We start from the raw sequence: 20,861 nt of genomic DNA, 5'->3' as shown, positions 1-20,861 counted from the left end.
ATCGGCCGCCGTTTCGACGCCTTCTCGCCGGGTAGCGCTGCGGGACGCGGGCGCGCTCCGGCGCCCGGGTGGAGGAGGCGTGATGACCAGCAGTGGGATGAGGTGGGTGCTCGGCGGCGCCGCCACCGTGACCGGGTTCGGGGTCGGCCGGATGGTGGCCCGGCGGCGGCGCCGGCACCAACCCGACCGGGAGGGGGGCTGGTACGTCGTCCACCGGGGGATCACCGTGCACCGGCCGAGGGATGCGGTGATCGGCTTCTGGACGGATCAGGAACGGCTGGACCGCGGGCTGGCCGAGTGGGCGACCCTGGAGCGGCTCGACGACAACCGGTGGCGCTGCGTGGCCAGCGACCCGGCCGGCGGCGGCACCGAGTGGCGCGCCGAGCTCACCGTCGACGGTCCGGGCCGGCTGACCTGGCGGGTGACGGAGGGGCCGGTCGCCCAGCGGGGCCGGGTCGAGCTGGTCCCGGCGCCGCTGGACCGGGGCACCGAGATCCGCGCCGAGCTGCGCTGGCGGTCCGGCCGGATACGCAGAGTGCTCGGCCTGGCCAGTCGGCACGACCCCGACCTGGCCCTGCGCAGCGCACTACGCCGGATCAAGTCGCTGATCGAGACCGGCCAGGTGCTCGACACCCGGCACGACCCGTCGGGACGCAGCCCGAAGCAGGAGCAGGCGACGGACCGGATCCGGGAGACGCTGATGGTGGGGGGTCGACCGTGAAGGCGCTGTGCTGGGAGGGCGTCCGCAAGCTGGCCGTACGCGACGTGCCGGAACCGACGATCCGCTCGGCTGGCGACATCATCGTCAGCGTCCGGGCGAGCAGCGTCTGCGGCTCGGACCTGCACCTGATCAACGGCTACCTGCCGGCGATGCGGGAGGGTGACATCCTCGGCCACGAGTTCATGGGCGAGGTGGTGGAGACCGGCCCGGATGTCCGCCGGATCAAGGTCGGTGACCGGGTCGTGGTCGGCTCGGTGGTGGCCTGTGGCGGCTGCTGGTACTGCCGTATCGAGCAGTACTCGCTCTGTGACAACTCCAACCCGCAGCCGGTCTTCAGCGAGAAGTTGTGGGGCCACGCGCCGGCCGGCATCCTCGGCTACTCGCACGCGGCCGGCGGCTACTCGGGCAGCCATGCCGAGTACATCCGGGTGCCGTTCGGCGACGTCGGGGCGTTCACCGTCCCCGAGGGGGTGCCGGACGACTCGGTGGTGTTCGCCTCCGACGCCATGCCGACCGGCTGGATGGGAGCCGATTTCTGTGGCCTGAAGGGCGGCGAGGTGGTCGCGGTCTGGGGCGCCGGCGGGGTGGGCCAGATGGCCGCCCGGTCCGCGCAGATCCTCGGCGCCGAGCGCGTGATCGTCATCGACCGGCTGCCGGATCGGCTCGCCGCCGCAGCGCAACGGTGGGGCGTCGAGACGATCAACTACGCGGAAACCGACGTGCTGGAGGCGCTGCGCGAGCTGACCGCCGGGCGCGGGCCGGACGCCTGCATCGAGGCGGTCGGCATGGAGTCGCACGACGTGGGGCCGAGCTACGCCTACGACAAGGGGAAGCAGGCGACCCGGCTGACCAGCGACCGGCCGACCGCGGTCCGGCAGGCGATCATGGCCTGCCGCAAGGGCGGCACGGTGAGCATCGTCGGGGTGTACGGCGGTCTGGTCGACAAGTTCCCGCTCGGCGCGGCCATGAACAAGGCGCTGGTGCTGCGGATGGGGCAGATGCACGCCCAGCGCTACATCCCGATGCTGCTGGACCGGATCGCGGTCGGCGAGGTCGATCCGGGGTATCTGGCCACCCATCCGATGTCCCTGGAGCAGGGGGCCCGGGGCTACGAGATCTTCGAGAAGAAGGAGGACGGCTGCCTGCGTACCGTCCTGCACCCGCGGGCGGCCTGAGCACTTCTTTCGATTCGGCCCCCACGCGGCGGGGTACAGCAGGCGGCATGCCTGCCCAGACCGAAGAGACTCCGTCCCGTTCCGGTAGCGCCAGCAGAGCCCTGCCGAAGGAGGGCTGACCGATGGTGGATCGGATCGCCGACCCGTGGGGGCCGCGCACTCCGTACGGGCCCGGAGAGCGCTGGCCGGTGCGGGTGGACACGTTCCTCGCCGACGGGCACACCGAGGCGGACGTGCAGCGCTGGGTGCCGAGCGCGTCTGTCCTGCACTCCAACGGCGACGCGATGGACATCGCGGTGGTCGACGACCGGATCGCCGGCGTCCGGGGCCGGGCCGGGGACCGGATCAACCACGGCCGGGTCGACCCGAAGGACCTGTACGGCTGGCAGGCCAACCACGACCCGGACCGGCTGCGCCGGCCGCTGGTCCGCGAGGGCGACCGCCTGGTGGAGACCGACTGGGACACCGCGATGGGCCGGATCGTGGCCCGCTCGAAGGAGCTGCTGAAGGGGCCGGGCGGCTGGGGCCACTTCGGCTTCTACACGAGCGGTCAGCTCTTCCTGGAGGAGTACTACACGCTCTCGGTGATCGGGAAGGCCGGGATCGGCACCCCGCACATGGACGGCAACACCCGGCTCTGCACCGCCACCGCCGCCTCGGCACTCAAGGCGTCGTTCGGCACCGACGGGCAGCCCGGGTCGTACACCGACGTGGACCACTGCGACGCGATCGCGCTCTGGGGGCACAACGTCGCGGAGACCCAGACGGTGCTCTGGATGCGGATGCTGGACCGGCGGCGCGGGCCGAACCCGCCCACCATGCTGGCGGTCGACCCCCGCGCCACCCCGGTGGCCCGGGAGGCCGACGTGCACCTCGCGCTGCGCAACGGCACCAACGTCGCGCTGCTCAACGGCCTGCTTCGCGAGCTGATCCAGCGCGGCTGGTACGACGAGGAGTACGTCCGGGCGCACACCGTCGGCTTCGACGAGCTGAGCCAGGTGGTCGAGGACTATCCGATCGCCAAGGTCGCCGAGATCTGTGACCTGCCCGCCCGCGACATCGAGCGGGCCGCCGAGCTGCTCGGGCACTCGGAGCGGCTGCTCTCCACCGTGCTGCAGGGCTTCTACCAGTCCAACCAGGCCACCGCGGCATCCTGCCAGGTGAACAACCTGCACCTCATCCGCGGCATGATCGGCCGACCCGGAGCCGGGATCTTCCAGATGAACGGCCAACCGACCGCGCAGAACAACCGCGAGTGCGGGGCCGACGGCGACCTGCCCGGCCTGCGCAACTGGGAGAACCCCGAGCACGTGGCCCAGCTGGCCCGGCTCTGGAACGTCCAGGTCGACACCATCCCGCACTGGTCGCCGCCGACCCACGCCATGCAGATCTTCCGGTACGCCGAGCAGGGCTCGATCAAGCTGCTCTGGATCTCGGCGACCAACCCGGCCGTCTCCCTGCCCGACCTGGCCCGGATCCGCCGGATCCTGGCGCAGCCGGAACTGTTCGTGGTGGTGCAGGACCTCTTCCGCACCGAGACCGCCGAGCTGGCCGACGTGGTGCTGCCGGCGGCCACCTGGGGCGAGAAGACCGGCACCTTCACCAGCGTCGACCGGACCGTGCACATCTCCGACCAAGCGGACGACCCGCCCGGGGAGGCCCGCGCCGACCTGGACATCTTCCTCGACTACGCGCGCCGGATGGACTTCCGGGACGCCGACGGGAACCCACTGATCAGGTGGACCGACCCGGAGTCGGCGTTCGAGGCGTGGCAGGAGTGCTCGCGCGGCCGACCCTGCGACTACAGCGGGATCACCTACGAGCGGCTGCGCGCCGGCGGCATCCAGTGGCCGTGCAACGACGCGCAGCCGGACGGCACGGAACGGCTCTACCCCGACGGCGTCTTCAACACCGACCCGGACTACTGCGAGACGTACGGCCAGGACCTGCTGACCGGGGCGGAACTGCTGCCCGACGAGTACCGCGCCAAGGAGCCCCGTGGGCGGGCGTTCCTGCACGCGGCGCCGTACCAGCCGTCCCCCGAGGTGCCCAGCGACGCGTACCCGCTGCTGCTCACCACCGGCCGCACCGTCTACCACTTCCACACCCGCACGAAGACGGGTCGGGCCACCCAGCTGGTGCACGCCGCGCCCGAGGTCTGGGTGGAGCTCAACCCGGACGACGCCGGGAAGCTCGGCGTGGGGGAGGGGGATCTGGTCCGGATCGAGTCGCCGCGCGGCCTGGTCCGGGCCCGGGCCCGCATCTGCGGGGTACGCCCCGGCGTGGTGTTCGTCCCCTTCCACTACGGCTACTGGGACGCGGACGGCGACGGGCACACCCGGGCGGCGAACGAGCTGACGATCACCGCCTGGGATCCGGTCTCCAAGCAGCCGATCTTCAAGGTGGCGGCGGTCCGGGTGGTGAGGGAGGCGGACTCGGGTGGCCGCCCCTCGCCCGCGCCCACGGTCGGCGGTCCAGCCCCGGTGGACGGGTCGGACGTCCCGGCCACGGTCGGCGGGCCGGCCGCCGAAGCGTCCGCGAGGGAGGAGTGACCATGCATCTCGCGCACTATCTCGGGCTGCTGCACAAGGCCCAGGCCCGCCTCGGCGACGCGTTCGGCGAGGTCGGCGAGGCGCATCGCGAGGAGCCGGACGTCTTCCACCTCTGCCAGCGACTGGCCGCCGAGTGCCGCCGGCACGCGGACCAGCTGGAGCCGTTCGCCCGCCGGTACGCCGAGGACGCCCCGGCTGAGCCGGACCGGCTGCACTCGCAGCTCTTCTCCGGCACCCGTACCGGCGGGCTCGGGCTGCTGCGGGACCTGCAGGACCTCTACCTGATGGCGGCGGAGTGCGACATCAGCTGGACGGTGGTGGGGCAGGCCGCGTACGGGGCCCGGGACGAGGAGCTGCTGGGGGTGGTGAAGTCCGGCGAGCAGGAGACCGCGACCCAGCTCAAGTGGCTGCGTACCCGGATGAAGCAGGCGGCCCCGCAGGCGCTGGTGGTGGCCGACTAGCTGTGCTGCCCAGTGCGGTTGGGGACGCGGCGGGCGGGTGGTTGGCCGCGCAGGTAGGCGAGGACGGCGAGGACTCTCCGGTTGTCCTCCCCGGTCGGTGGCAGGTCGAGCTTGGTGAAGATGCTGGTGATGTGTTTGCCGATCGCGGCCTCGCTGACCACCAGCGTCCGCGCGATCGCCGCGTTCGACCGGCCCTCCGCCATGAGCGCCAGCACCTCACGCTCCCGTTCGCTGAGCCGCTGCAACGGATCCCGGCGCCGACGGAGCAACTGCTGGACCACCTTCGGGTCGATGATCGTGTCACCGGCGGCGACGCGGCGCACCGCCTCGGCGAACGTGGTGACATCGGCGATCCGGTCCTTGAGCAGGTAGCCGACCCCGGCGTCGCTGCCGATGTCCAGCAGCTCCCCGGCATAGGTCAGTTCGATGTACTGGCTCAGCACGAGCACCGCGAGATCCGGGTACGCCGTGCGCAGGGCGATCGCCGCGCGCAGCCCTTCGTCCGTGAAGTCGGGTGGCATCCGTACGTCGGTCAGCACCAGGTCCGGCCGGTAGGCCGAGACGGCGGAGGCGAGCGCGGCGGCGTCCCCCACAGTCCTGACCACGTCGTACCCGAATCGGCTGAGCAGGCCGGCGATGCCCTCCCGGATCAGGACACCGTCCTCGGCGAGGACGACTCGGATCGGCTGGTCCGATGGCATGGCAGCTCCACGCGTAGCAGGGTCGGCCCGCCGAGCGGGCTGGTCAGCGTCAGTCTGCCGGCCACCACCGCGATCCGGTCGGCGAGGCCGGTCAGCCCGCTGCCCCGGGCCGCGTCGGCACCGCCGCAGCCGTCGTCGGCCACCTCGACGACCAGCCGGTCCGCCTGCATGCGACCGCTGACCTGGATCCGGGTCGCGCCGCTGTGCTTGGCGGCGTTCGCCAATGCCTCGCAGACCACGAAGTAGGCGGCCGTCTCGACGGCAGATGGTGGGCGGGTCGGCAGCGCGACGTCCACCTCGACGGGGATCGGCGAGCGGTCGGCCAGTTCGGCGACGGCGGCGGGCAGGCCCCGGTCGGTGAGGATCCGCGGATGGATGTCCCGGATCAGGTCACGCAACTCCTCCAGTGCCAGGTTCGCCTGGTCGTGCGCCCGCTGGACCAGCGCTGGCACCTCGGCGGGCGTGGCCAGCCGGGCCAGTCCGAGGGTGATGCCGAGGGCAACCAGCCGCTGTTGCGCGCCGTCGTGCAGGTCGCGCTCGATGCGGCGCCGCTCGGCGTCGAACGCGTCAACGAGCCGCGCGCGTGACCGGGTCAGGTCCTGTACCCGCCGGACGAGTTCGTTGTCGCGGGGTGCCAGCAGCGCCCGGGCGAGCGCGGCGCGTGCCGCACCGTACCCGGTGACCAGATACGCCGCGGGCACCAGCAGAACCACGCCGATCGGCACCGCCGCCCACGCGGCGGCGGGCGAGGCCAACAGTACGGCCTTGAGCAGCTTCACCTCACCGTCTCCGCCGAGGGCCTGCGCGGCGGGCGCGGTGAGCAGTGAACCGGGTACGCCGAGCGCGCAACCGACCACCAGCAGATCGAGCGGCCAGAGCAGGGTGGCCAGCAGGACTGTGTAGCCCAGTTCGCGCCAGGTGGCCGGCTCGCGGTACCGCTGGCGCAGCCAGGCGCGCAGCCCAGGGCGTTCGGGCACCTGGTGCGGGTCGGCGAGCGGCTCGGCCTCGACCAGCCACAGCCGGCGGCGCTCCACCGCTCCTACGGGAAGCCCGACCAGCGTGGCGGCGACCAGCAGCGGCACGCCGACCAGCGCGACGGCCGACACCACACCCAACACGATGAGGGTGGCCAGGACCGCGAGCACGACGACGCCGACCGGCAGCCCGCTCAGCAGGTACGCTGTCGCCCGCCACGGCCAGGTCGACGCCACCAGGTCGCGGCGGTGCATCGCCTTTCCGGCGCTCCGAACGGGCATGCGGGTGACGGTACGGCCGGTCGACGCCGGCCCGGAAGCCGGCCAGCCCGAGGGTGGGGGTAGCAGAAGTTCTACCCCGAGAGTCGACCGCGACCTACTGCCCCGGCCCCGGCGAACCGGTGTGCTTGCCGACATGGATGAAACAGTGCGGCTGCGGTGCGTGCGCCGGACGTACGGCACCGGGGCCGGCGCGGTCACCGCGCTCGACGACGTGACGATCGGCTTCGCCGCCGGGACCTTCACCGCGATCATGGGTCCGTCCGGCTCCGGCAAGTCGAGCCTGCTGCAGTGTGCGGCCGGCCTCGACCGGCCGGACAGCGGCAGCGTCGTGGTAGCCGGCGTAGAGCTGACCGGGCTCAGCGAGAAGCGGCTGACCCTGCTCCGGCGGGAGTCGATCGGGTTCGTGTTCCAGACGTTCAACCTCCTGCCGATGCTCACCGCCGCGCAGAACGTGGCACTGCCGGCGCGGTTGGCCGGGCGGCGACCCGACCGTGCCGCGATCGCCCGGGCGCTCGCCGAGATGGGGCTGGCGGGGCGGGAACGTCACCGGCCCAGTGAGCTGTCCGGGGGTCAGCAGCAGGGGGTCGCCATCGCCCGCGCGCTGGTCACCCGCCCCGCGGTGGTGTTCGCCGACGAGCCGACCGGCGCCCTGGACAGCGGCGCCAGCCGGGACGTACTGGCCAAGCTGCGCGACCTCGTCGACACCCAGCGACAGACGATCATCATGGTGACCCACGATCCGGTCGCCGCCGCGCACGCCGACCGGGTCGTGTTCCTCGCCGACGGCAGGCTCGTCGGCGAGCTGACCGCACCGACGGCCGAGACCGTCGCCGCCCGGATGACCCGGTTGGAGCTGGCCGCGTGCTGAGCCTCGCCGTGCCCACCCTCGTCACCCGGTGGGTCACCCTGGTCAGCACCTTCATCGCGCTCGCCGTCGGGGTCGGCCTGGTGGGCGCGACAGGCCAGGTCATCGGGGGTACGCGCGCCGCGCTGCCGCGCCCCGCCCAGCGGTACGCCGCCGCGCCCGTGGTGGTCAGCCCGGTCGACGAGTTGCGGGTGACCACCGTCAACGGCGCCGCCGCCAGGCCCCTGGCCGAGCCGCGCGGATTGCCGGCGGAGCTGGTCGCCCGCCTCGGCGCGCTCGGGCCGGTCGTCGTCGACCGCACGTTCTACGCCCAGCTCCGCGACGGTGGTGCCGACCAGGTCGGGCATCCGTGGTCGGCAGCAAGCTGCACGCCGTACCGGATGATTGCCGGACGCCCACCGGCGGCGGCCGGCGAGATCGTGGTCGCCGAACGGGCCGCCCCGGTCGGAGCCCGGGTGACCGTGCTGACCGGCGCGGGTGCCCGCGCGTACACGGTGGTCGGGGTCACCGCCGCGGTGCCCTTCGAACGCGCCGTCTTCTTCACCGACGCCGAAGCCGCGCGGATCTCGCCCCGGATCGACGCGCTGGTGGTGTCCGCGCCCGCGCAGCGCGTCCGGCAGGCGCTCGGTGCCGCCGACGCGGTGCTACACACCGGGTCGGGGCTGCGCCGGCTCGATCCCGACCTGCGCCGCGACGCCGAGGCGCTGACCGCGGCGAACGCGCTCGCCGGTACGGCCGGCGGGATCGCGGTCTTCGTTTCGATCTTCGTGGTCGCCGGCGCGTTCGCGTACGCGTTGGCCCAGCGCCGGCGGGAACTCGCCCTGCTCCGGATGGCCGGTGCCACCCCCGGACAGGTACGCCGGCTGATCTTCGCCGAGGCGGCGGTCGTGGCGATCCTGGCGTCCGCCGCAGGCTGGCAACTGGCCCGGCTCAGCGGCCCTCGGCTGGCCGGCTGGCTGGTCGAGCTCGGCCTCGCACCGCCCTGGTTCACCGCGTCCCGGTCGCTGATACCGCTGGTCATCGCGTTCGCGCTGGGGATGGCCGCCGCGGGGATCGGAGTCTGCTCCGCCGCCTGGCGGGCCGGGCGGATCCGGCCGGTGGAGGCGATCCGCCAGGCCGTGGTCGAATCGGGGGCGATGAGCGTGGGGCGCTGGATCGGCGGACTCGGCGTGCTCGTTGGGGCCCTGGCCATGCTGCTATGGCCGCTGCTCGACGCGCCGGCCGATGCGCTGAAACGCAAGCAGTACACCCCCATGATCATGCTGTTGGTGGTGGCCTTCGCGCTGCTCGCTCCGGTGCTCGTACCGTGCGTGGCGCGGCTGTTGGCCGGCCCGCTGGCGAACCGTGGCGGCGTCACCGGGACAGTGGTGGGCCAGACCGTGCTGACCGCGGCCCGGCGCACGGCCGCGACAGCGGCACCCGTGCTGCTCACCGTGGGCCTGGCCGCCGGACTGCTGTCGGTCACCGCGACCGTGGACCGGGCCCGGGCCGTCGAGCGGCGGGCGCAGCTCGCTGGTGACTACCTGATCCTGCCCGCCGGTACGCCGGGCCTCAACCGCGAGGTGGTCGACCGGGTGCGCCAGATCCCGGGCCTGCGAACCCGGGTGGTCTACCCGACCTCGGTGTACGACGTGGAGGACGGCGAGGCGCTCATCCGACACGCCGCCCACGCGACAACCGGGGACGCCCCGCTCGACCTGCTGGCCCTCCCGGCGCTCGACGGATCCCTCGACGATCTGCGCGACGACACCATCGTGGTCGACCAGGAATGGGGCCGCCGGGTCGGCGAGCCGGTACGGATCTGGCTCGGCGACGGCACGCCCGTGTCGCTCCGGGTCGCGGCGGTGATCCGGGACGGTGCGGGCGGCAACGGCGCCTACCTGACCGGCCGCTACGCCGGCGCCGCGCTCGCCGAGCGCGTACAGGTGCAGCTGCCGACGGACGTTGACCGGGCGGCGGCGGAGCGGGCCCTGCGAGCGGCGATCGCCGGGCTGGGGGCGACCATGACCACGCCGGACCAGTGGTCGACCGCGACCGCCGCGCACCGCAACCGGGCCAGCGCGGTCGGGCTGCGGGTCGTGCTCGGAATCGCGCTGCTCTACGCGATTCTCGCCATCACCGGCACCATGCTCATGGCGGCCCGGGACCGCGCACGTGATCTGGCCCTGCTGCGGCTGGCGGGCGCGACGGCGCGCCAGATCCTCTGGATCGTCGCCGCGGAGGCCCTCCTCGTGGTGGCGTTGGGCGTGGCGCTCGCCGGCGGCGTCGCCGGACTCACCCTCGGCGGCCTGTGGGTGGCACTACTGCAACTGGTCGGCCCGGCCGCGGTCGTAGTGCCCTGGCAGCCGGTCGCGGGGGTGGTGGCGGCCTCGGCGCTGGTCGCGCTGCTCAGCTCGGTGCTGCCGGCCGCGCTCGGACTGAGCGCTCTCGGTCGGCGGCGGCCCGGGCCACGGCGGCCGGCTCCCGCGCGCGGCCGGAGGTTCACTCCGCCCGGCGTACCCCGTCGATGAGGAACCCGCTGGGCGGCTGGGCGGGCATCCGGGTCAGGTCGAGCGCCAGGTCCTGCGGCGGGACCCGGTAGCTCATCGCGCAGGTCAGGTTGGTGACCGCCCGCTTCATCAGCTCGATGGTGAGCCACTCGCCGGGGCAGCGGTGGCCGGTGAAATGGTCGCCACCGCCCTGCGGGATGAAGCTGAACGGGTCGCCCCGCCAGCCGGTGAACCGCTCCGGCCGGAACTGTTCCGGCTCCGGCCACAGCTGCGGGTGGTGGTTGGTGGCATACAGGTCGAGCACCACCCGGCGGCCCTGCGGGAAGTGGTGCCCCTGCCATTCGAAGGAGCGCCGGACCCGGGCGATCACCACCGGGAAGAAGGGGTAGTAGCGCCGTACCTCCTGCACGAAGTTCTCGGTGGCTGTGTCGTCGCCGCGGACCCGTTCCCGCCATTGCGGATGGTCGTGCAGGGCCAGCGCGGCGAACATCACGAAACGCCCGACCGCGACGGTCGGGCGGACGACGTTCAGCAGCTCCACCGCGGCGATCCGGCGGGGCAGCGGCTGCCCCTGCTCGTCGCGGTGCCCGGCGACCATCCGCAGCGCGCTGCCCTCCGGCGCGGGCAGGGCCCCCGACCGGGTCCGCTCGATCAGGTCGCCGATCCAGCGTTCGGCGCGGCGGCGGCCCAGCAGGCCCCGCCAGTGCCGCGGACCGACCGCGGCCGGCGCCTCGATCATCGCGTGCAGGTCGGCGCTGCGGCGCACCACGTCGGCGCCGGCCAGCGGCACGCCTGTCCAGGCGCAGACCGCCCGGGTCAGCATCCGGCCGACCTCCTCGCAGAGCGCCACCGGGCCGGCTTCCGCCCAGACCGGGATCCGGGCCCGCCACTCGTCGTCGAAGAGCTGCCCGAGTTGCCGGATGGCGGCGGACGTCATCATCGACATGAGCATCGCCTTGCGTGCCTGGTGCGCCGCACCGTCGAGCCCCTGGACGCCGCCGACGCCGGTGAGGGTGAGCTGCCCCCGCATCGGCATGGCCCCCCGGCGGATGAACCGGTCGTTGTCGTAGAACAGCTCGGCGGCCGGGCGGCCGCGCAGGCAGATGGTGGGCTCCAGCAGCAGCCGGGTCTGGAAGAGGTCGCTGCCGTACCGGTCGCAGCGGTCGCCGACGAACCGGTAACCCTCGCGGAGAAAGGCCAGCGTGCTGTCCGGACTGCGGTCGGTGGGGACGGTGCTCATCTGCTGCTCCTGACGCGGCTCGGCGACGGTGCCCGTCTACCCGTGCCGGGGCGGGCGAATCCCGCCCGTTGGGGCGTTGGTGTAGGAGCTGCGGCGGGCCCTGGGAGGGGCCAGCCGAGAGCACCGGAGCTGGCCCCTCCCAGGGCGCGGAAAAGCTGGTTGGCTCAGCCCGGAGACCGGCGGCGGGCCGGTCGCGGATCCGCCGGGCGCGACCGGCGGCGGTCACCGGCGACGGGGGAGGACGGATGCGGGACAACAGGGCGGCGCACTGGCGGCAGCGGCGGGCGGTGACCGGGCTGAGCGTGCGCCCCGGCGACCGCGAGGAGTCACTGATCGCACCGCCCCGGCGGTCCGGGGCCCGACCGTCCCGGTTCTTCACCGTGCACCTCGGCTTCGAGGCCGTCGATCCGGCTGTCGCCCGGGAGCTGGCCGTCGCGTACGCCGAGGCGCTGGGGCTGCTCCGCCCGGAGCTGGCGCTCGGCGCCGCGGCGCTCTCCCCGGCCGACGCCTGGCACCGCGCGGAGCGGCTGTTCTGCGGGGCGCTCGGGCCCGACGGCGAGCGGTGCGCGGACGTGGCCGGCCACCCGGGCTTCCACCACGCGCCCGGCCCCGGCGGTCTGGGTTGGGGCGACGGTGACTGAGCGCCGGGCTCACTCCAGGTCGAACTCGCCGTCCTGGGCACCCGCGACGAAGGCGTCCCACTCGCCCTGGGTGAAGACCAGCACCGGCCCGTCCGGCTCGGCCGAGTTGCGCATCCCGATCAGGTCGTCGACGAAGGCCACCTCGACCGCGCCTTCGGAAGCGTCACCCTCGGCCCGCTGCCAGATCGCCCGGGAGAGGTCGAAGTCGCCCTTGGGGTGCTGACCCATGTCGTTCCTCCATCGCCACGCGTCACCGGGGAGCCCGTCCGGATCCCCATCGGGCAGGATAAGCGGATGCCGAGCCTGACCCGTGTAGAGGCGACCGCGCGTGGCGCGTTGATTACCGTCGAGTCCTACCAGGTGGACCTCGACCTGACCGGTGCCGGCGAGCGGTTCCGCTCGACCGTCACGATCCGGTTCCGGGCGACCCCCGGCGCCGACACCTTCGCCGAGGTGAAACCCGTTAACCTCCTCGGCGTACGCCTCAACGGCCGGGACCTCGACCCGGCCGTCCTCGACGACAACCGGTTGCCGCTGACCGGGCTGGCCGCGGAGAACACCCTGACGGTCAGCGCCGAGATGGCGTACTCGAACACCGGCGAGGGCCTGCACCGGTTCGTCGACCCGGCCGACGGCGAGACGTACCTCTACGCCATGTCCTTCCTCGACGACGTGCAGCGCATCTTCGCCGCGTTCGACCAGCCCGACCTGAAGGCGCCGGTGACCCTCTCGGTCACCGCCCCGCCGGAGTGGACCGTGGCCGCCAACGGGCGGCTCGCCGAGCGGCCGGCGCCCGGGCGCTGGGAGTTCGCCCCCACCGAACCCCTGGCCACCTACTTCTTCACGCTGATCGCGGGCCCCTGGCACGTCCGCCAGGACGAGCACGACGGCATCCCGCTCGGCCTCTACTGCCGGCGGTCGCTGGCCGCCCACCTGGACGCCGACGCCGACGAGATCTTCACGGTCACCCGGCAGTGCCTCGACCGGTTCCACCAGCTCTTCGCCGAGCGCTACCCGTTCGGCAAGTACGACCAGGCGTTCATGCCGGAGTTCAACGCCGGAGCGATGGAGAACCCGGGTCTGGTCACCCTGCGAGACGACTACATCTTCCGCTCCGCGGTCACCGACACGCAGCGGGAGCTGCGGGCCACCACGATCGCGCACGAGATGGCGCACATGTGGTTCGGCGACCTGGTCACCATGCGCTGGTGGGACGACCTCTGGCTGAACGAGTCCTTCGCCGAGTACCTGGGCACCCGGGTCACCGCCGAGGCCACCCGGTTCGACCGGGCGTGGACCACTTTCGCGATGCGCCGCAAGGCGTGGGGGTACGCGGCCGACCAGCGCCCCTCCACCCACCCGGTGGCCCCGGCGGAGGTGGCCGACGCCGCCCAGGCCCTGCTCAACTTCGACGGCATCTCCTACGCCAAGGGCGCCAGCGTGCTGCGCCAGCTCGTCGCCTGGGTCGGCGACGACGCCTTCCTCACCGGCTTGAACGCGCACTTCGCCAAGCACCGGTTCGGCAACGCCACCCTCACCGATCTGCTGGAGAGCCTGAGCACGGCGAGCGGGCGGGACCTGGCCGACTGGGCCGCCCGCTGGCTGCGCCGCCCGCAGGTGAACACGCTGCGGATGGTGACCGCGGTGGACGCCGACGGCCGGTGGAGCGAGGCGGCGGTGGTGCAGACCGCGCCGGAGGCGTACCCGGTGCTGCGCCCGCACCGCATCGGCGTGGCGCGCTACGCCCCGGACGCCCCGTTGCACCGCTTCGAGGTGGACCTGGACCCGGACGCCGACGGCGGTCGCACCGAGCTGACCGAGCTGATCGGGCAGCCGGCCGCCGGCCTGCTGCTGCCCAACGCCGGTGACCTCACCTTCGCCAAGATCCGGCTCGACCCCGCCTCCGCGGACGCGGTGCCGATGCTGCTCGCCGGGCTGGACGACCCGCTGGCCCGGGCGCTGCTCTGGGGCGAGGCACTGGACGCCGCCACCGACGGTGAACGTCCGGTGGCCTCGGTGGTTTCGCTCATCGCGTCGGCGCTGCCGGCCGAGACCGAGGTGATCATCGCCGAGGACGTGCTCACCCTCAGCCGTGGCCTGGTCGACCGCTACCTGGAGCCGCTGGCCCGGGACGCGGCCCTGCTTCGGATCGCGGAGGCGTGCGCCGCGTTGTTGGCCGGCGCGCCGTCCGGGGGCTCGCTGCAGCTCGCCGCGGCCCGGGGCCTGATCGGCGCCACCGCCGGCGCCGGGCTGCTCGCCGGTTGGCTGGCCGGCGACGGCGTGCCGGAGGGGCTGGCCGTGGACGCCGACCTGCGCTGGGCGCTGCTGCACCGGCTGGTCGTGCTCGGTGCGGCCGGCGAGCCGGAGATCGCCGCCGAGGCGGCCGCCGACCGCAGCGCCACCGGCGCCGAGCGGGCCGCGAGCTGCCGGGCCGCGCTGCCCGACGCCGACGCCAAGCGGGCCGCCTGGGAGATCATCACCAGCAACACCGAGCTCTCCAACCGGCTCGTCGAGGCGACCGCGGAGGGCTTCTGGCAGCCGGAGCAGGCCGAGCTGACCGCCGGATACGTCGAGCGGTACTTCGCCGACATGCCGGCGGCGGCGCGGCTGCGTACCCCCTGGATGGCCGACCGGGTCGCCACCCTGGCCTTCCCCCGCTACGCCGTGGCGCGGTCCACCCGGGACCTGGCCGCGGCGCTGCTGGCCCGCGACGACCTGACGCCGGGCCTGCGCCGGCAGGTCGTCGACCGGGACGACGATCTGCGCCGCGCGCTGGTGGCGCGCACGGCGGTGGCCGCCGCCTCGGCCTGACCGGTTCGTGGGTGGCGCGCCGAAACGGGCGCGCCACCCACGGCGCGGGTTCAGCGTGCGGCCGTCGTCACGGGGGCGTCCCAGTCGATGACGTACCGCTGCTCGGGGCCGAGCGTCTTCTCCGGGTTCATCGCGATCCGCATCAGCATCGGCATGAGCACCGGCATCAGCGCCCGGGCCACCGGGCCCGGTGCCTTCGTGCGGTTGATCTTCGCCGCTCGCGCGGCGACCGCTTCCACCCGGCCGCGGCGCAGCTGCTCGTAGGCGGCGAACGCGGACGGGATGTCGGGCAGGTCCCGCAGGCAGCGGGCCAGCTGCACGGCGCTCTCGATGGCCAGCGAGGCACCCTGGCCGGAGCTGTTCGACGGCGCGTGCGCCGCGTCGCCGACCAGCACCATCCGCCCACGGTGCCAGTGCCGCACCGGCGGCATGATGTGCAGCGAGCCCACCACCTGCAGTTCGTCCTCGCGGCTGGTGAGCATGAGCTCGCGACCCGGGTCGTCGCCGGCGTACGCGGCCCGCAGCGTCCGCATCCAGTCGGCCGGCGGCACGGCGCGGGCCTCGGTGAGGCTCATCGGCCGTTGCTGCGGCAGGTTGACGCCCCACCGGGTGCCGCCGCCCGGCTCCGGCCAGTAGAGGTAGTAGCCGCCCCGGCCGAAGGCGAAGGTCATGGTGCCTGGTTCCACCTCGACCTCGTGCCGGGCCACCGCCTCGAAGCCGAGCAGCCCGGTGAACTTCGGCCCGACGGCGTCCGGGTCGATCAGGGCGCGCACCGCCGACCGGATGCCGTCGGCGCCGATGAGGACATCCGCCGTCGCCGTGCTGCCGTCGGCGAACCGGGCGGTGATGCCGCTGCCCGTCTCCCGCACGTCGACCAGGCGCTTCCCGTGCTCGATGACCACCCCGTCGGCGTGGGCGCGGTCGTGCAACACGCGGTGCAGTTCGTTGCGGTGCACCACCTGCAACGGCGGCACACCCGCCAGACCCGGCAGGGCGATGCGCTTGCGCCCTACCGCCATCACCATTCGAACCATCGGATTTCCGATCGCGGTCACGGCCCGGTCCGCGTCGACGGCGCGCAGCGCGGCGACGCCGTTGGGCGCGAGCCCGAGCGTGCCGCCGGCGCCGTCGGTGGTGCTCGGGTACGCCTCGTACACGGTCGCGGTGATGCCCGCCCGGTGCAGCGCCAACGCGGTCACCGGGCCGGCGATGCCGCCGCCGATCACGATTGCTGTTCGCACTGTGGTCATGCTTCCCTCCCAGGGATCGTCGGTTGCGATGCGTACGAACCGCCCTGGAGGGAGCCCAGCTATCCTCATGGTTGCCGCTTCGGGCCGGGCACCTTCGGGTGTCGGTTCGAGGTAAGGGCCCCGGCCTGGTGTTGGCGCACCGTGCCGGGGCCGTCCATCACGGTGCGGAGCCGCTCCTCTCCCCGGGCCCGTCCGGCTCGGCCGGCAGCACGCCGGTCTCGTGGAAGGCCCGCCACTCGGCCAGGCCCGGGTAGCTGCCCGAGCCGAGCTCGGCCAGCAGGGCGCGGACCCAGGCCACCTCCGCCTCCCGGATGGCCAGGTCGTATTCCGACTCGACCAGGAACAGGCGTGGCAGGGTGCGCAGGTGCTCCGCGAGGACGGCACGTTCGGCCCCGACCTCCTCCTCCAGCAGCGCCAGCCGCCGGCGCAGCAGGGCCGTCGCCTCCTCGGGATGCAGCACGGCGAGCACCGACAGGCCGGCGCGGAAGCGGGACTGCTCGGCGACCGGGGTCGAGACCAGCTCGCGGGTCCAGTCGACCAGCTCCGCCCGGCCGGCGTCGGTGATGCGGTAGACGGTGCGCTCAGGGCGCCGACCCGCACGGACGCTCTCCACGGCCGCGATCAGGCCGTGCCGCTCCAGATTGCGGACCACCGTGTAGAAGGACCCCCACTTGATGCCCATGTCGTGGTCCTTGCCCCAGCCGCGGAGCGTGGTGGCGATCTCGTACGGGTGCATGGGCCGCTGGACGAGGGCGGACAGCACGGCCAGGGCCAGCAGGTTGCCGACCTTCCGTCGCCCCGACATGCCGCCTCCCATGATGCTCGCTGCCGATTACTCGCAGACGAGTATATGGCCAACCGGACGATCGGGGAAGCCCCGGCCGGAACCGCCCGAAGCGCGGGCGCCGGCAAGGGGCGAGACTGCCGACGCCCCGCACCGGCCTACGATCGCGGGGTGGAGGAAGACATCAGGCGGATCGGGATCATGGGCGGCACCTTCGACCCGATCCACCACGGTCACCTGGTGGCGGCCAGCGAGGTGGCGGACCGGTTCGGCCTGGACGAGGTGGTCTTCGTCCCCACCGGCCAGCCCTGGCAGAAGGCGGACGAGGTGGTCAGCTCCGCCGAGGACCGCTACCTCATGACGGTGATCGCCACCGCCTCCAACCCCCGCTTCCAGGTGAGCCGCGTCGACATCGACCGCGGCGGCCCGACGTACACCGTCGACACCCTGCGCGACCTGCACGCCGAGTACGGCCCGAAGGTCCAGCTCTTCTTCATCACCGGTGCGGACGCGCTGGAACGCATCCTGTCCTGGAAGGAAGTGGACAAGATGTTCGAGCTGGCCCACTTCATCGGGGTGACCCGCCCCGGGTTCGAACTCACCGACAAGCACCTCCCCGCGGACACGGTCAGCCTGGTACAGGTCCCGGCCATGGCCATCTCCTCGACCGACTGCCGCGCCCGGGTGGCCCGCGGTGAGCCGGTCTGGTACCTGGTGCCGGACGGTGTGGTGCAGTACATCGCCAAGCGGCGCCTCTATCAGCGGTGAAATATTCCCCAACGCGAGCGTTTGTCCGGGTAATCGGCCAGAACTGACAAGTCGTCGCGCGGCCCGGTGTGAGAGGCTTGGAGGATCGCACGGTTGATCGAAGGAGAACGGTGACAGTTTCCGAACGCGCTCACGAGCTGGCGATGGCCGCCGCCCAGGCCGCGGCCGACAAGAAGGCGCAGGACATCGTCATCATCGATGTGGGCGACCAGCTCGCCATCACCGACGCGTTCCTGCTGGCCGCCGCTCCGAACGAGCGCCAGGTGCTCGCCATCGTCGACGCCATCGAGGAGCGGCTGCTGGAGCTGCCGGAGAAGGCCAAGCCGGTCCGGCGCGAGGGCGAGCGGGGTGGCCGCTGGGTGCTGCTCGACTACGTCGACATCGTGGTGCACGTGCAGCACACCGAGGAGCGCGAGTTCTACGCCCTCGACCGGCTCTGGAAGGACTGCCCGCAGATCCCGTTCGTGGACCGGGACCTGGCCGACTCCACCGCAGGCACCGCCAGCGCGGAATGACCCGCCTGATCATCTGGCGGCACGGCAACACCGACTGGAACGCCGCCGACCGGGTCCAGGGGCAGACCGACGTCCCGCTCAACGACCTCGGTCGCGAGCAGGCCCGCGCCGCCGCGCCCGTGCTGGCCGCGCTGCGCCCCGACGCCATCGTCGCCAGCGACCTGCGCCGGGCCGCCGACACCGCCGCCGCCCTCGCCGCGCTGACCGGGCTGCCGGTACGCACCGACGCCCGGCTGCGGGAGCGCCACTTCGGCCAGTGGCAGGGCCTCGCGCTCACCGAGGTCGCCGAGCGCTTCCCCGACGAGTACGCCCGCTGGCGCGCCGGCGACCCCGACCCGGGCGCCGGCATCGAGCACCTCGACGACCTGGGCAAGCGCCTCGGCGCCGCCATGCAGGACGCGGCCGACCTGGCCGTCGGCGGCACCGTCGTGGTGACCACGCACGGCGGCGGCGCCCGGCAGGGCGTCGGCCACCTGCTCGGCTGGGACCACGCCGTGCTGCGCAGCGTCGGTTCGCTGGCCAACTGCCACTGGACCGAGCTGCGCCACAACGACGTCCGGGGCTGGCACCTGCGCGCGCACAACGTCGGGCTCATCACGCAGCCGGCGCTGACCGACGCGGTCTGAGTCATCCGGCCCGGGCGTGCCGGGCCGGTATCGGCTAGCGTGCCGGTCATGCCCGTCGCGGTCGTCACCGACTCCACCGCCTACCTCCCGCCCGAGCTGGTGCGCGCGCACCGGCTCACCGTCGTCCCGTTGACCGTCGTGCTCAACGGCGCCGAAGGGCGGGAGGGGGTCGAGACGTTCCCGGACGACGCCGCCCGGGCACTGAGCGGCCGACGGGTCTCGGCCAGCACCTCCCGCCCGGCTCCGGAGCAGTTCGCGCAGGTCTACCGCGAACGGCTCGCCGCCGGCGCCGCCGGCGTGCTCTCGGTGCACCTGTCGGCCGAGCTGTCCGGCACGGTGGAGGCCGCCCGGCTGGCCGCCGCCGAGTTCGGCGACCGGGTCGCCGTGGTCGACAGTCGCTCGACGGGGATGGGCCTGGGCTTCCCGGCGCTCGCCGCCGCCGCGGCCGCCGCCGAGGGCGCGGACCTGTCCGGGGTACGCCAGGCGGCGGTCGACGCCATCGCCCGGACCACCATCTTCTTCTACGTGGACACCCTGGAGTTCCTGCGTCGGGGCGGCCGGATCAACGCGGCCGAGGCCCTGCTCGGCACCGCCCTGTCGGTGAAGCCGATCATGCACATGCCGGACGGCACGATCGCGCTCCGGGACAAGGTCCGTACCGCCAGCCGGGGCGTGGCCCGCCTGGTCGACCTGGCCGTCGAGGCGGCCGGCGACGCCGAGGTGGACCTGGCGGTGCACCACCTCGCCGCCCCGCAGCGCGCCGAGCAACTGGTCGCGGCGCTGACCGACCGCCTCGGCGCCCGCCTGCACGACACGTACGTCACCGAGGCCGGGGCGGTCGTGGCGGCGCACGCCGGACCGGGACTGGCCTGCGTGGTCGTCCACCGCCGCCCCTCCTGACCGACGCCGCCTCCACCCGGGTGCCGGCGCCACCCCGGCGAGTGCGCGGCTTCGGCGAGGTGGCGGCATCCAGTGCACGCGGACACCGCAGTTTCGCCGATGCGGCTCCGGATAGCGCGCGGCCCTCCGGGCCCGGGAGAATGACGTCGTGTCGTACGTGGTGACCGGCGGGGGCCGGGGCGTCGGACGGGCCATCGTGGAGCGGCTCGCCACCGACGGCGGCACCGTGGTGGTCGTCGAGCAGGACCCGGACGCGCTGCGCTGGCTGGCCGAGCATCCCGCCGCCGACCGGCTGCGGCCGGTGCTCGGCGACGCCGCCGACGAGGAGGTCGCCGGGCGGGCCGCCGACCTGGCCGAGGCGGCCGACCCGCTGGCCGGCTGGGTCAACAACGCCGCCGTGTTCCGGGACGCCGCCCTGCACACCGCGCCTGCGGCCGAGGTGTTCGAGTTGATCGCGCGGAACCTGCGCCCCGCCGTGGTCGGCGCCGGCACCGCGGTACGCCGGTTCCTGGCCGCCGGCACCGGTGGCGCGATCGTCAACGTCTCCTCCCACCAGGCCCGCCGGGCGGTGCCGGGCGCCCTGCCGTACGCCACGGCGAAGGCCGCTCTCGAAGGGCTCACCCGCTCGCTCGCCGTCGAGTACGGCGTCCGGGGCGTACGGACCAACGCCGTTGCGCTCGGCTCGATCCACACCGAGCGGCACGCCGCCTTCCTCGCCTCACGGGAGCCGGCCGAAGCGGAGTGGATCACCGCGGAGCTGGCTCGGCTGCACCCGCTGGGCCGGATCGGGCGTACCGGGGAGGTGGCCGAGGTGGTGGCGTTCCTGCTGTCGGAGCGGGCCAGCTTCGTCAACGGGGCGACGGTGCCGGTGGACGGCGGCCGGGCGGTGTTCGGCGTCGACCCCGAGGCGGGGTGAGCATGGACCGATAGCACGGTTCGGGCATGATCAGGTCGTCGTCCACAGGGGATCCGCCTGTCCACAGCCTGCCTGGTCCTTCCTGAACACCACCCGTCGGGCGACCTAGCCTCGCGCCGTGTCAGACGACGACGAGAGCGCGGTGCGCCGGCGGCTGTCCCGGCTGTTCACCCGGGACGCCCGCCGCGAG

The 20,861-nt window shown here is 73.6% G+C and carries 19 protein-coding genes; 13 read left to right on the top strand and 6 right to left on the bottom strand.

The features are described 5' to 3' along the window. The first annotated feature begins 82 nt into the window (after positions 1-82). From ACGF4F_RS33005 to ACGF4F_RS32990, 4 genes are all read left to right on the top strand, one after another. Positions 83-721 (top strand): cyclase, encoded by a 639-nt coding sequence (locus tag ACGF4F_RS33005; RefSeq protein ID WP_357443981.1) that lies wholly within the window; start codon positions 83-85, stop codon positions 719-721. Next, on the top strand, positions 718-1,896 hold the full coding sequence (locus ACGF4F_RS33000; RefSeq protein WP_393083777.1) for a zinc-dependent alcohol dehydrogenase: 1,179 nt from the start codon (positions 718-720) through the stop codon (positions 1,894-1,896). The genes ACGF4F_RS33005 and ACGF4F_RS33000 overlap by 4 nt, the downstream gene beginning before the upstream one ends. Positions 1,897-2,018: 122 nt before the next feature. Next, positions 2,019-4,448 (top strand): molybdopterin oxidoreductase family protein, encoded by a 2,430-nt coding sequence (locus ACGF4F_RS32995; RefSeq protein ID WP_393083775.1) that lies wholly within the window; start codon positions 2,019-2,021, stop codon positions 4,446-4,448. 2 nt (positions 4,449-4,450) lie between these two features. Then, positions 4,451-4,909 (top strand): hypothetical protein, encoded by a 459-nt coding sequence (locus ACGF4F_RS32990; RefSeq protein ID WP_357443975.1) that lies wholly within the window; start codon positions 4,451-4,453, stop codon positions 4,907-4,909. Here the strand turns inward: ACGF4F_RS32990 and ACGF4F_RS32985 are convergent. Both ACGF4F_RS32985 and ACGF4F_RS32980 read right to left on the bottom strand, forming a co-directional pair. Then, on the bottom strand, positions 4,906-5,610 hold the full coding sequence (locus ACGF4F_RS32985; RefSeq protein ID WP_393083772.1) for a response regulator: 705 nt from the start codon (positions 5,608-5,610) through the stop codon (positions 4,906-4,908). The genes ACGF4F_RS32990 and ACGF4F_RS32985 overlap by 4 nt on opposite strands. Beyond that, a complete protein-coding gene (locus tag ACGF4F_RS32980; protein ID WP_393083769.1) occupies positions 5,559-6,866 on the bottom strand; it encodes a sensor histidine kinase in 1,308 nt (435 codons plus the stop codon). The genes ACGF4F_RS32985 and ACGF4F_RS32980 overlap by 52 nt, the downstream gene beginning before the upstream one ends. Positions 6,867-6,999: 133 nt before the next feature. Between ACGF4F_RS32980 and ACGF4F_RS32975 the strand changes: the two genes are divergently transcribed. Further along, a complete protein-coding gene (locus ACGF4F_RS32975) occupies positions 7,000-7,734 on the top strand; it encodes an ABC transporter ATP-binding protein (protein ID WP_393083766.1) in 735 nt (244 codons plus the stop codon). Further along, positions 7,728-10,241 carry an FtsX-like permease family protein gene (locus tag ACGF4F_RS32970; RefSeq protein WP_393083763.1) on the top strand — a complete coding sequence of 838 codons (2,514 nt, stop codon included), beginning with the start codon at positions 7,728-7,730 and terminating at the stop codon, positions 10,239-10,241. Before ACGF4F_RS32975 ends, ACGF4F_RS32970 begins: the two co-directional genes overlap by 7 nt. On the opposite strand, the gene ACGF4F_RS32965 is transcribed toward ACGF4F_RS32970, so the two are convergent. Next, positions 10,213-11,460: a cytochrome P450 gene (locus ACGF4F_RS32965; protein WP_393083760.1), complete on the bottom strand. Its 1,248-nt coding sequence runs from the start codon at positions 11,458-11,460 to the stop codon at positions 10,213-10,215. The genes ACGF4F_RS32970 and ACGF4F_RS32965 overlap by 29 nt on opposite strands. A gap of 245 nt (positions 11,461-11,705) precedes the next feature. Here ACGF4F_RS32965 and ACGF4F_RS32960 point away from each other — a divergent pair, with 245 nt between their 5' ends. After that, positions 11,706-12,101 (top strand): hypothetical protein, encoded by a 396-nt coding sequence (locus tag ACGF4F_RS32960; RefSeq protein WP_393083757.1) that lies wholly within the window; start codon positions 11,706-11,708, stop codon positions 12,099-12,101. A gap of 9 nt (positions 12,102-12,110) precedes the next feature. Here ACGF4F_RS32960 and ACGF4F_RS32955 read toward each other — a convergent pair whose 3' ends face one another. Then, positions 12,111-12,329 carry a DUF397 domain-containing protein gene (locus ACGF4F_RS32955; protein WP_073838287.1) on the bottom strand — a complete coding sequence of 73 codons (219 nt, stop codon included), beginning with the start codon at positions 12,327-12,329 and terminating at the stop codon, positions 12,111-12,113. A 66-nt stretch (positions 12,330-12,395) separates the two neighbouring features. Between ACGF4F_RS32955 and pepN the strand changes: the two genes are divergently transcribed. After that, positions 12,396-14,912, top strand: coding sequence for an aminopeptidase N (pepN, locus tag ACGF4F_RS32950; protein ID WP_393083754.1), 2,517 nt, complete (start codon positions 12,396-12,398; stop codon positions 14,910-14,912). Positions 14,913-14,962: 50 nt separating this feature from the next. Here the strand turns inward: pepN and ACGF4F_RS32945 are convergent, their stop codons facing one another. After that, complete coding sequence (locus ACGF4F_RS32945) at positions 14,963-16,162, bottom strand: FAD-dependent monooxygenase (protein WP_393083751.1); 1,200 nt, start codon at positions 16,160-16,162, stop codon at positions 14,963-14,965. Between the two features lie 157 nt (positions 16,163-16,319). Beyond that, entirely contained in the window at positions 16,320-16,967 is a 648-nt protein-coding gene (locus tag ACGF4F_RS32940; protein ID WP_393083748.1) for a PadR family transcriptional regulator, read from the bottom strand. A 150-nt stretch (positions 16,968-17,117) separates the two neighbouring features. Here ACGF4F_RS32940 and nadD point away from each other — a divergent pair, with 150 nt between their 5' ends. From nadD to ACGF4F_RS32915, 5 genes are all read left to right on the top strand, one after another. Beyond that, entirely contained in the window at positions 17,118-17,714 is a 597-nt protein-coding gene (nadD, locus tag ACGF4F_RS32935) for a nicotinate-nucleotide adenylyltransferase (protein ID WP_357443957.1), read from the top strand. Between the two features lie 110 nt (positions 17,715-17,824). Further along, on the top strand, positions 17,825-18,229 hold the full coding sequence (gene rsfS, locus ACGF4F_RS32930; protein ID WP_073838283.1) for a ribosome silencing factor: 405 nt from the start codon (positions 17,825-17,827) through the stop codon (positions 18,227-18,229). Next, complete coding sequence (locus tag ACGF4F_RS32925; protein ID WP_393083744.1) at positions 18,226-18,855, top strand: histidine phosphatase family protein; 630 nt, start codon at positions 18,226-18,228, stop codon at positions 18,853-18,855. The genes rsfS and ACGF4F_RS32925 overlap by 4 nt, the downstream gene beginning before the upstream one ends. Before the next feature lie 48 nt (positions 18,856-18,903). Beyond that, positions 18,904-19,755, top strand: a complete 852-nt coding sequence (locus tag ACGF4F_RS32920) for a DegV family protein (protein WP_393083741.1) — start codon at positions 18,904-18,906, stop codon at positions 19,753-19,755. Between the two features lie 148 nt (positions 19,756-19,903). After that, positions 19,904-20,671 carry an SDR family NAD(P)-dependent oxidoreductase gene (locus tag ACGF4F_RS32915; RefSeq protein WP_393083738.1) on the top strand — a complete coding sequence of 256 codons (768 nt, stop codon included), beginning with the start codon at positions 19,904-19,906 and terminating at the stop codon, positions 20,669-20,671. The last annotated feature ends 190 nt before the right edge of the window (positions 20,672-20,861 follow it).

The organism is Micromonospora sp. NPDC047740, assembly GCF_043204735.1.
Classification (GTDB): Bacteria; Actinomycetota; Actinomycetes; order Mycobacteriales; family Micromonosporaceae; genus Micromonospora.
The sequence above is the reverse complement of the archived record's forward strand: the minus strand, read 5'-3'. Positions and strand labels throughout refer to the sequence as shown.

Bases quoted from the DNA above. Each gene is read 5' to 3' on its own strand.
- ACGF4F_RS32985 (WP_393083772.1), bottom strand. From the start codon at position 5,610: ATGCCATCGGACCAGCCGATCCGAGTCGTCCTCGCCGAGGACGGTGTC.
- ACGF4F_RS32945 (WP_393083751.1), bottom strand. From the start codon at position 16,162: ATGACCACAGTGCGAACAGCAATCGTGATCGGCGGCGGCATCGCCGGC.
- ACGF4F_RS32995 (WP_393083775.1), top strand. From the start codon at position 2,019: ATGGTGGATCGGATCGCCGACCCGTGGGGGCCGCGCACTCCGTACGGG.
- ACGF4F_RS32955 (WP_073838287.1), bottom strand. From the start codon at position 12,329: ATGGGTCAGCACCCCAAGGGCGACTTCGACCTCTCCCGGGCGATCTGG.
- ACGF4F_RS32980 (WP_393083769.1), bottom strand. From the start codon at position 6,866: ATGCCCGTTCGGAGCGCCGGAAAGGCGATGCACCGCCGCGACCTGGTG.
- ACGF4F_RS33005 (WP_357443981.1), top strand. From the start codon at position 83: ATGACCAGCAGTGGGATGAGGTGGGTGCTCGGCGGCGCCGCCACCGTG.
- ACGF4F_RS32940 (WP_393083748.1), bottom strand. From the start codon at position 16,967: ATGTCGGGGCGACGGAAGGTCGGCAACCTGCTGGCCCTGGCCGTGCTG.
- ACGF4F_RS32960 (WP_393083757.1), top strand. From the start codon at position 11,706: ATGCGGGACAACAGGGCGGCGCACTGGCGGCAGCGGCGGGCGGTGACC.
- ACGF4F_RS32925 (WP_393083744.1), top strand. From the start codon at position 18,226: ATGACCCGCCTGATCATCTGGCGGCACGGCAACACCGACTGGAACGCC.
- pepN (WP_393083754.1), top strand. From the start codon at position 12,396: ATGCCGAGCCTGACCCGTGTAGAGGCGACCGCGCGTGGCGCGTTGATT.
- ACGF4F_RS32920 (WP_393083741.1), top strand. From the start codon at position 18,904: ATGCCCGTCGCGGTCGTCACCGACTCCACCGCCTACCTCCCGCCCGAG.
- ACGF4F_RS32975 (WP_393083766.1), top strand. From the start codon at position 7,000: ATGGATGAAACAGTGCGGCTGCGGTGCGTGCGCCGGACGTACGGCACC.
- ACGF4F_RS32990 (WP_357443975.1), top strand. From the start codon at position 4,451: ATGCATCTCGCGCACTATCTCGGGCTGCTGCACAAGGCCCAGGCCCGC.
- ACGF4F_RS32965 (WP_393083760.1), bottom strand. From the start codon at position 11,460: ATGAGCACCGTCCCCACCGACCGCAGTCCGGACAGCACGCTGGCCTTT.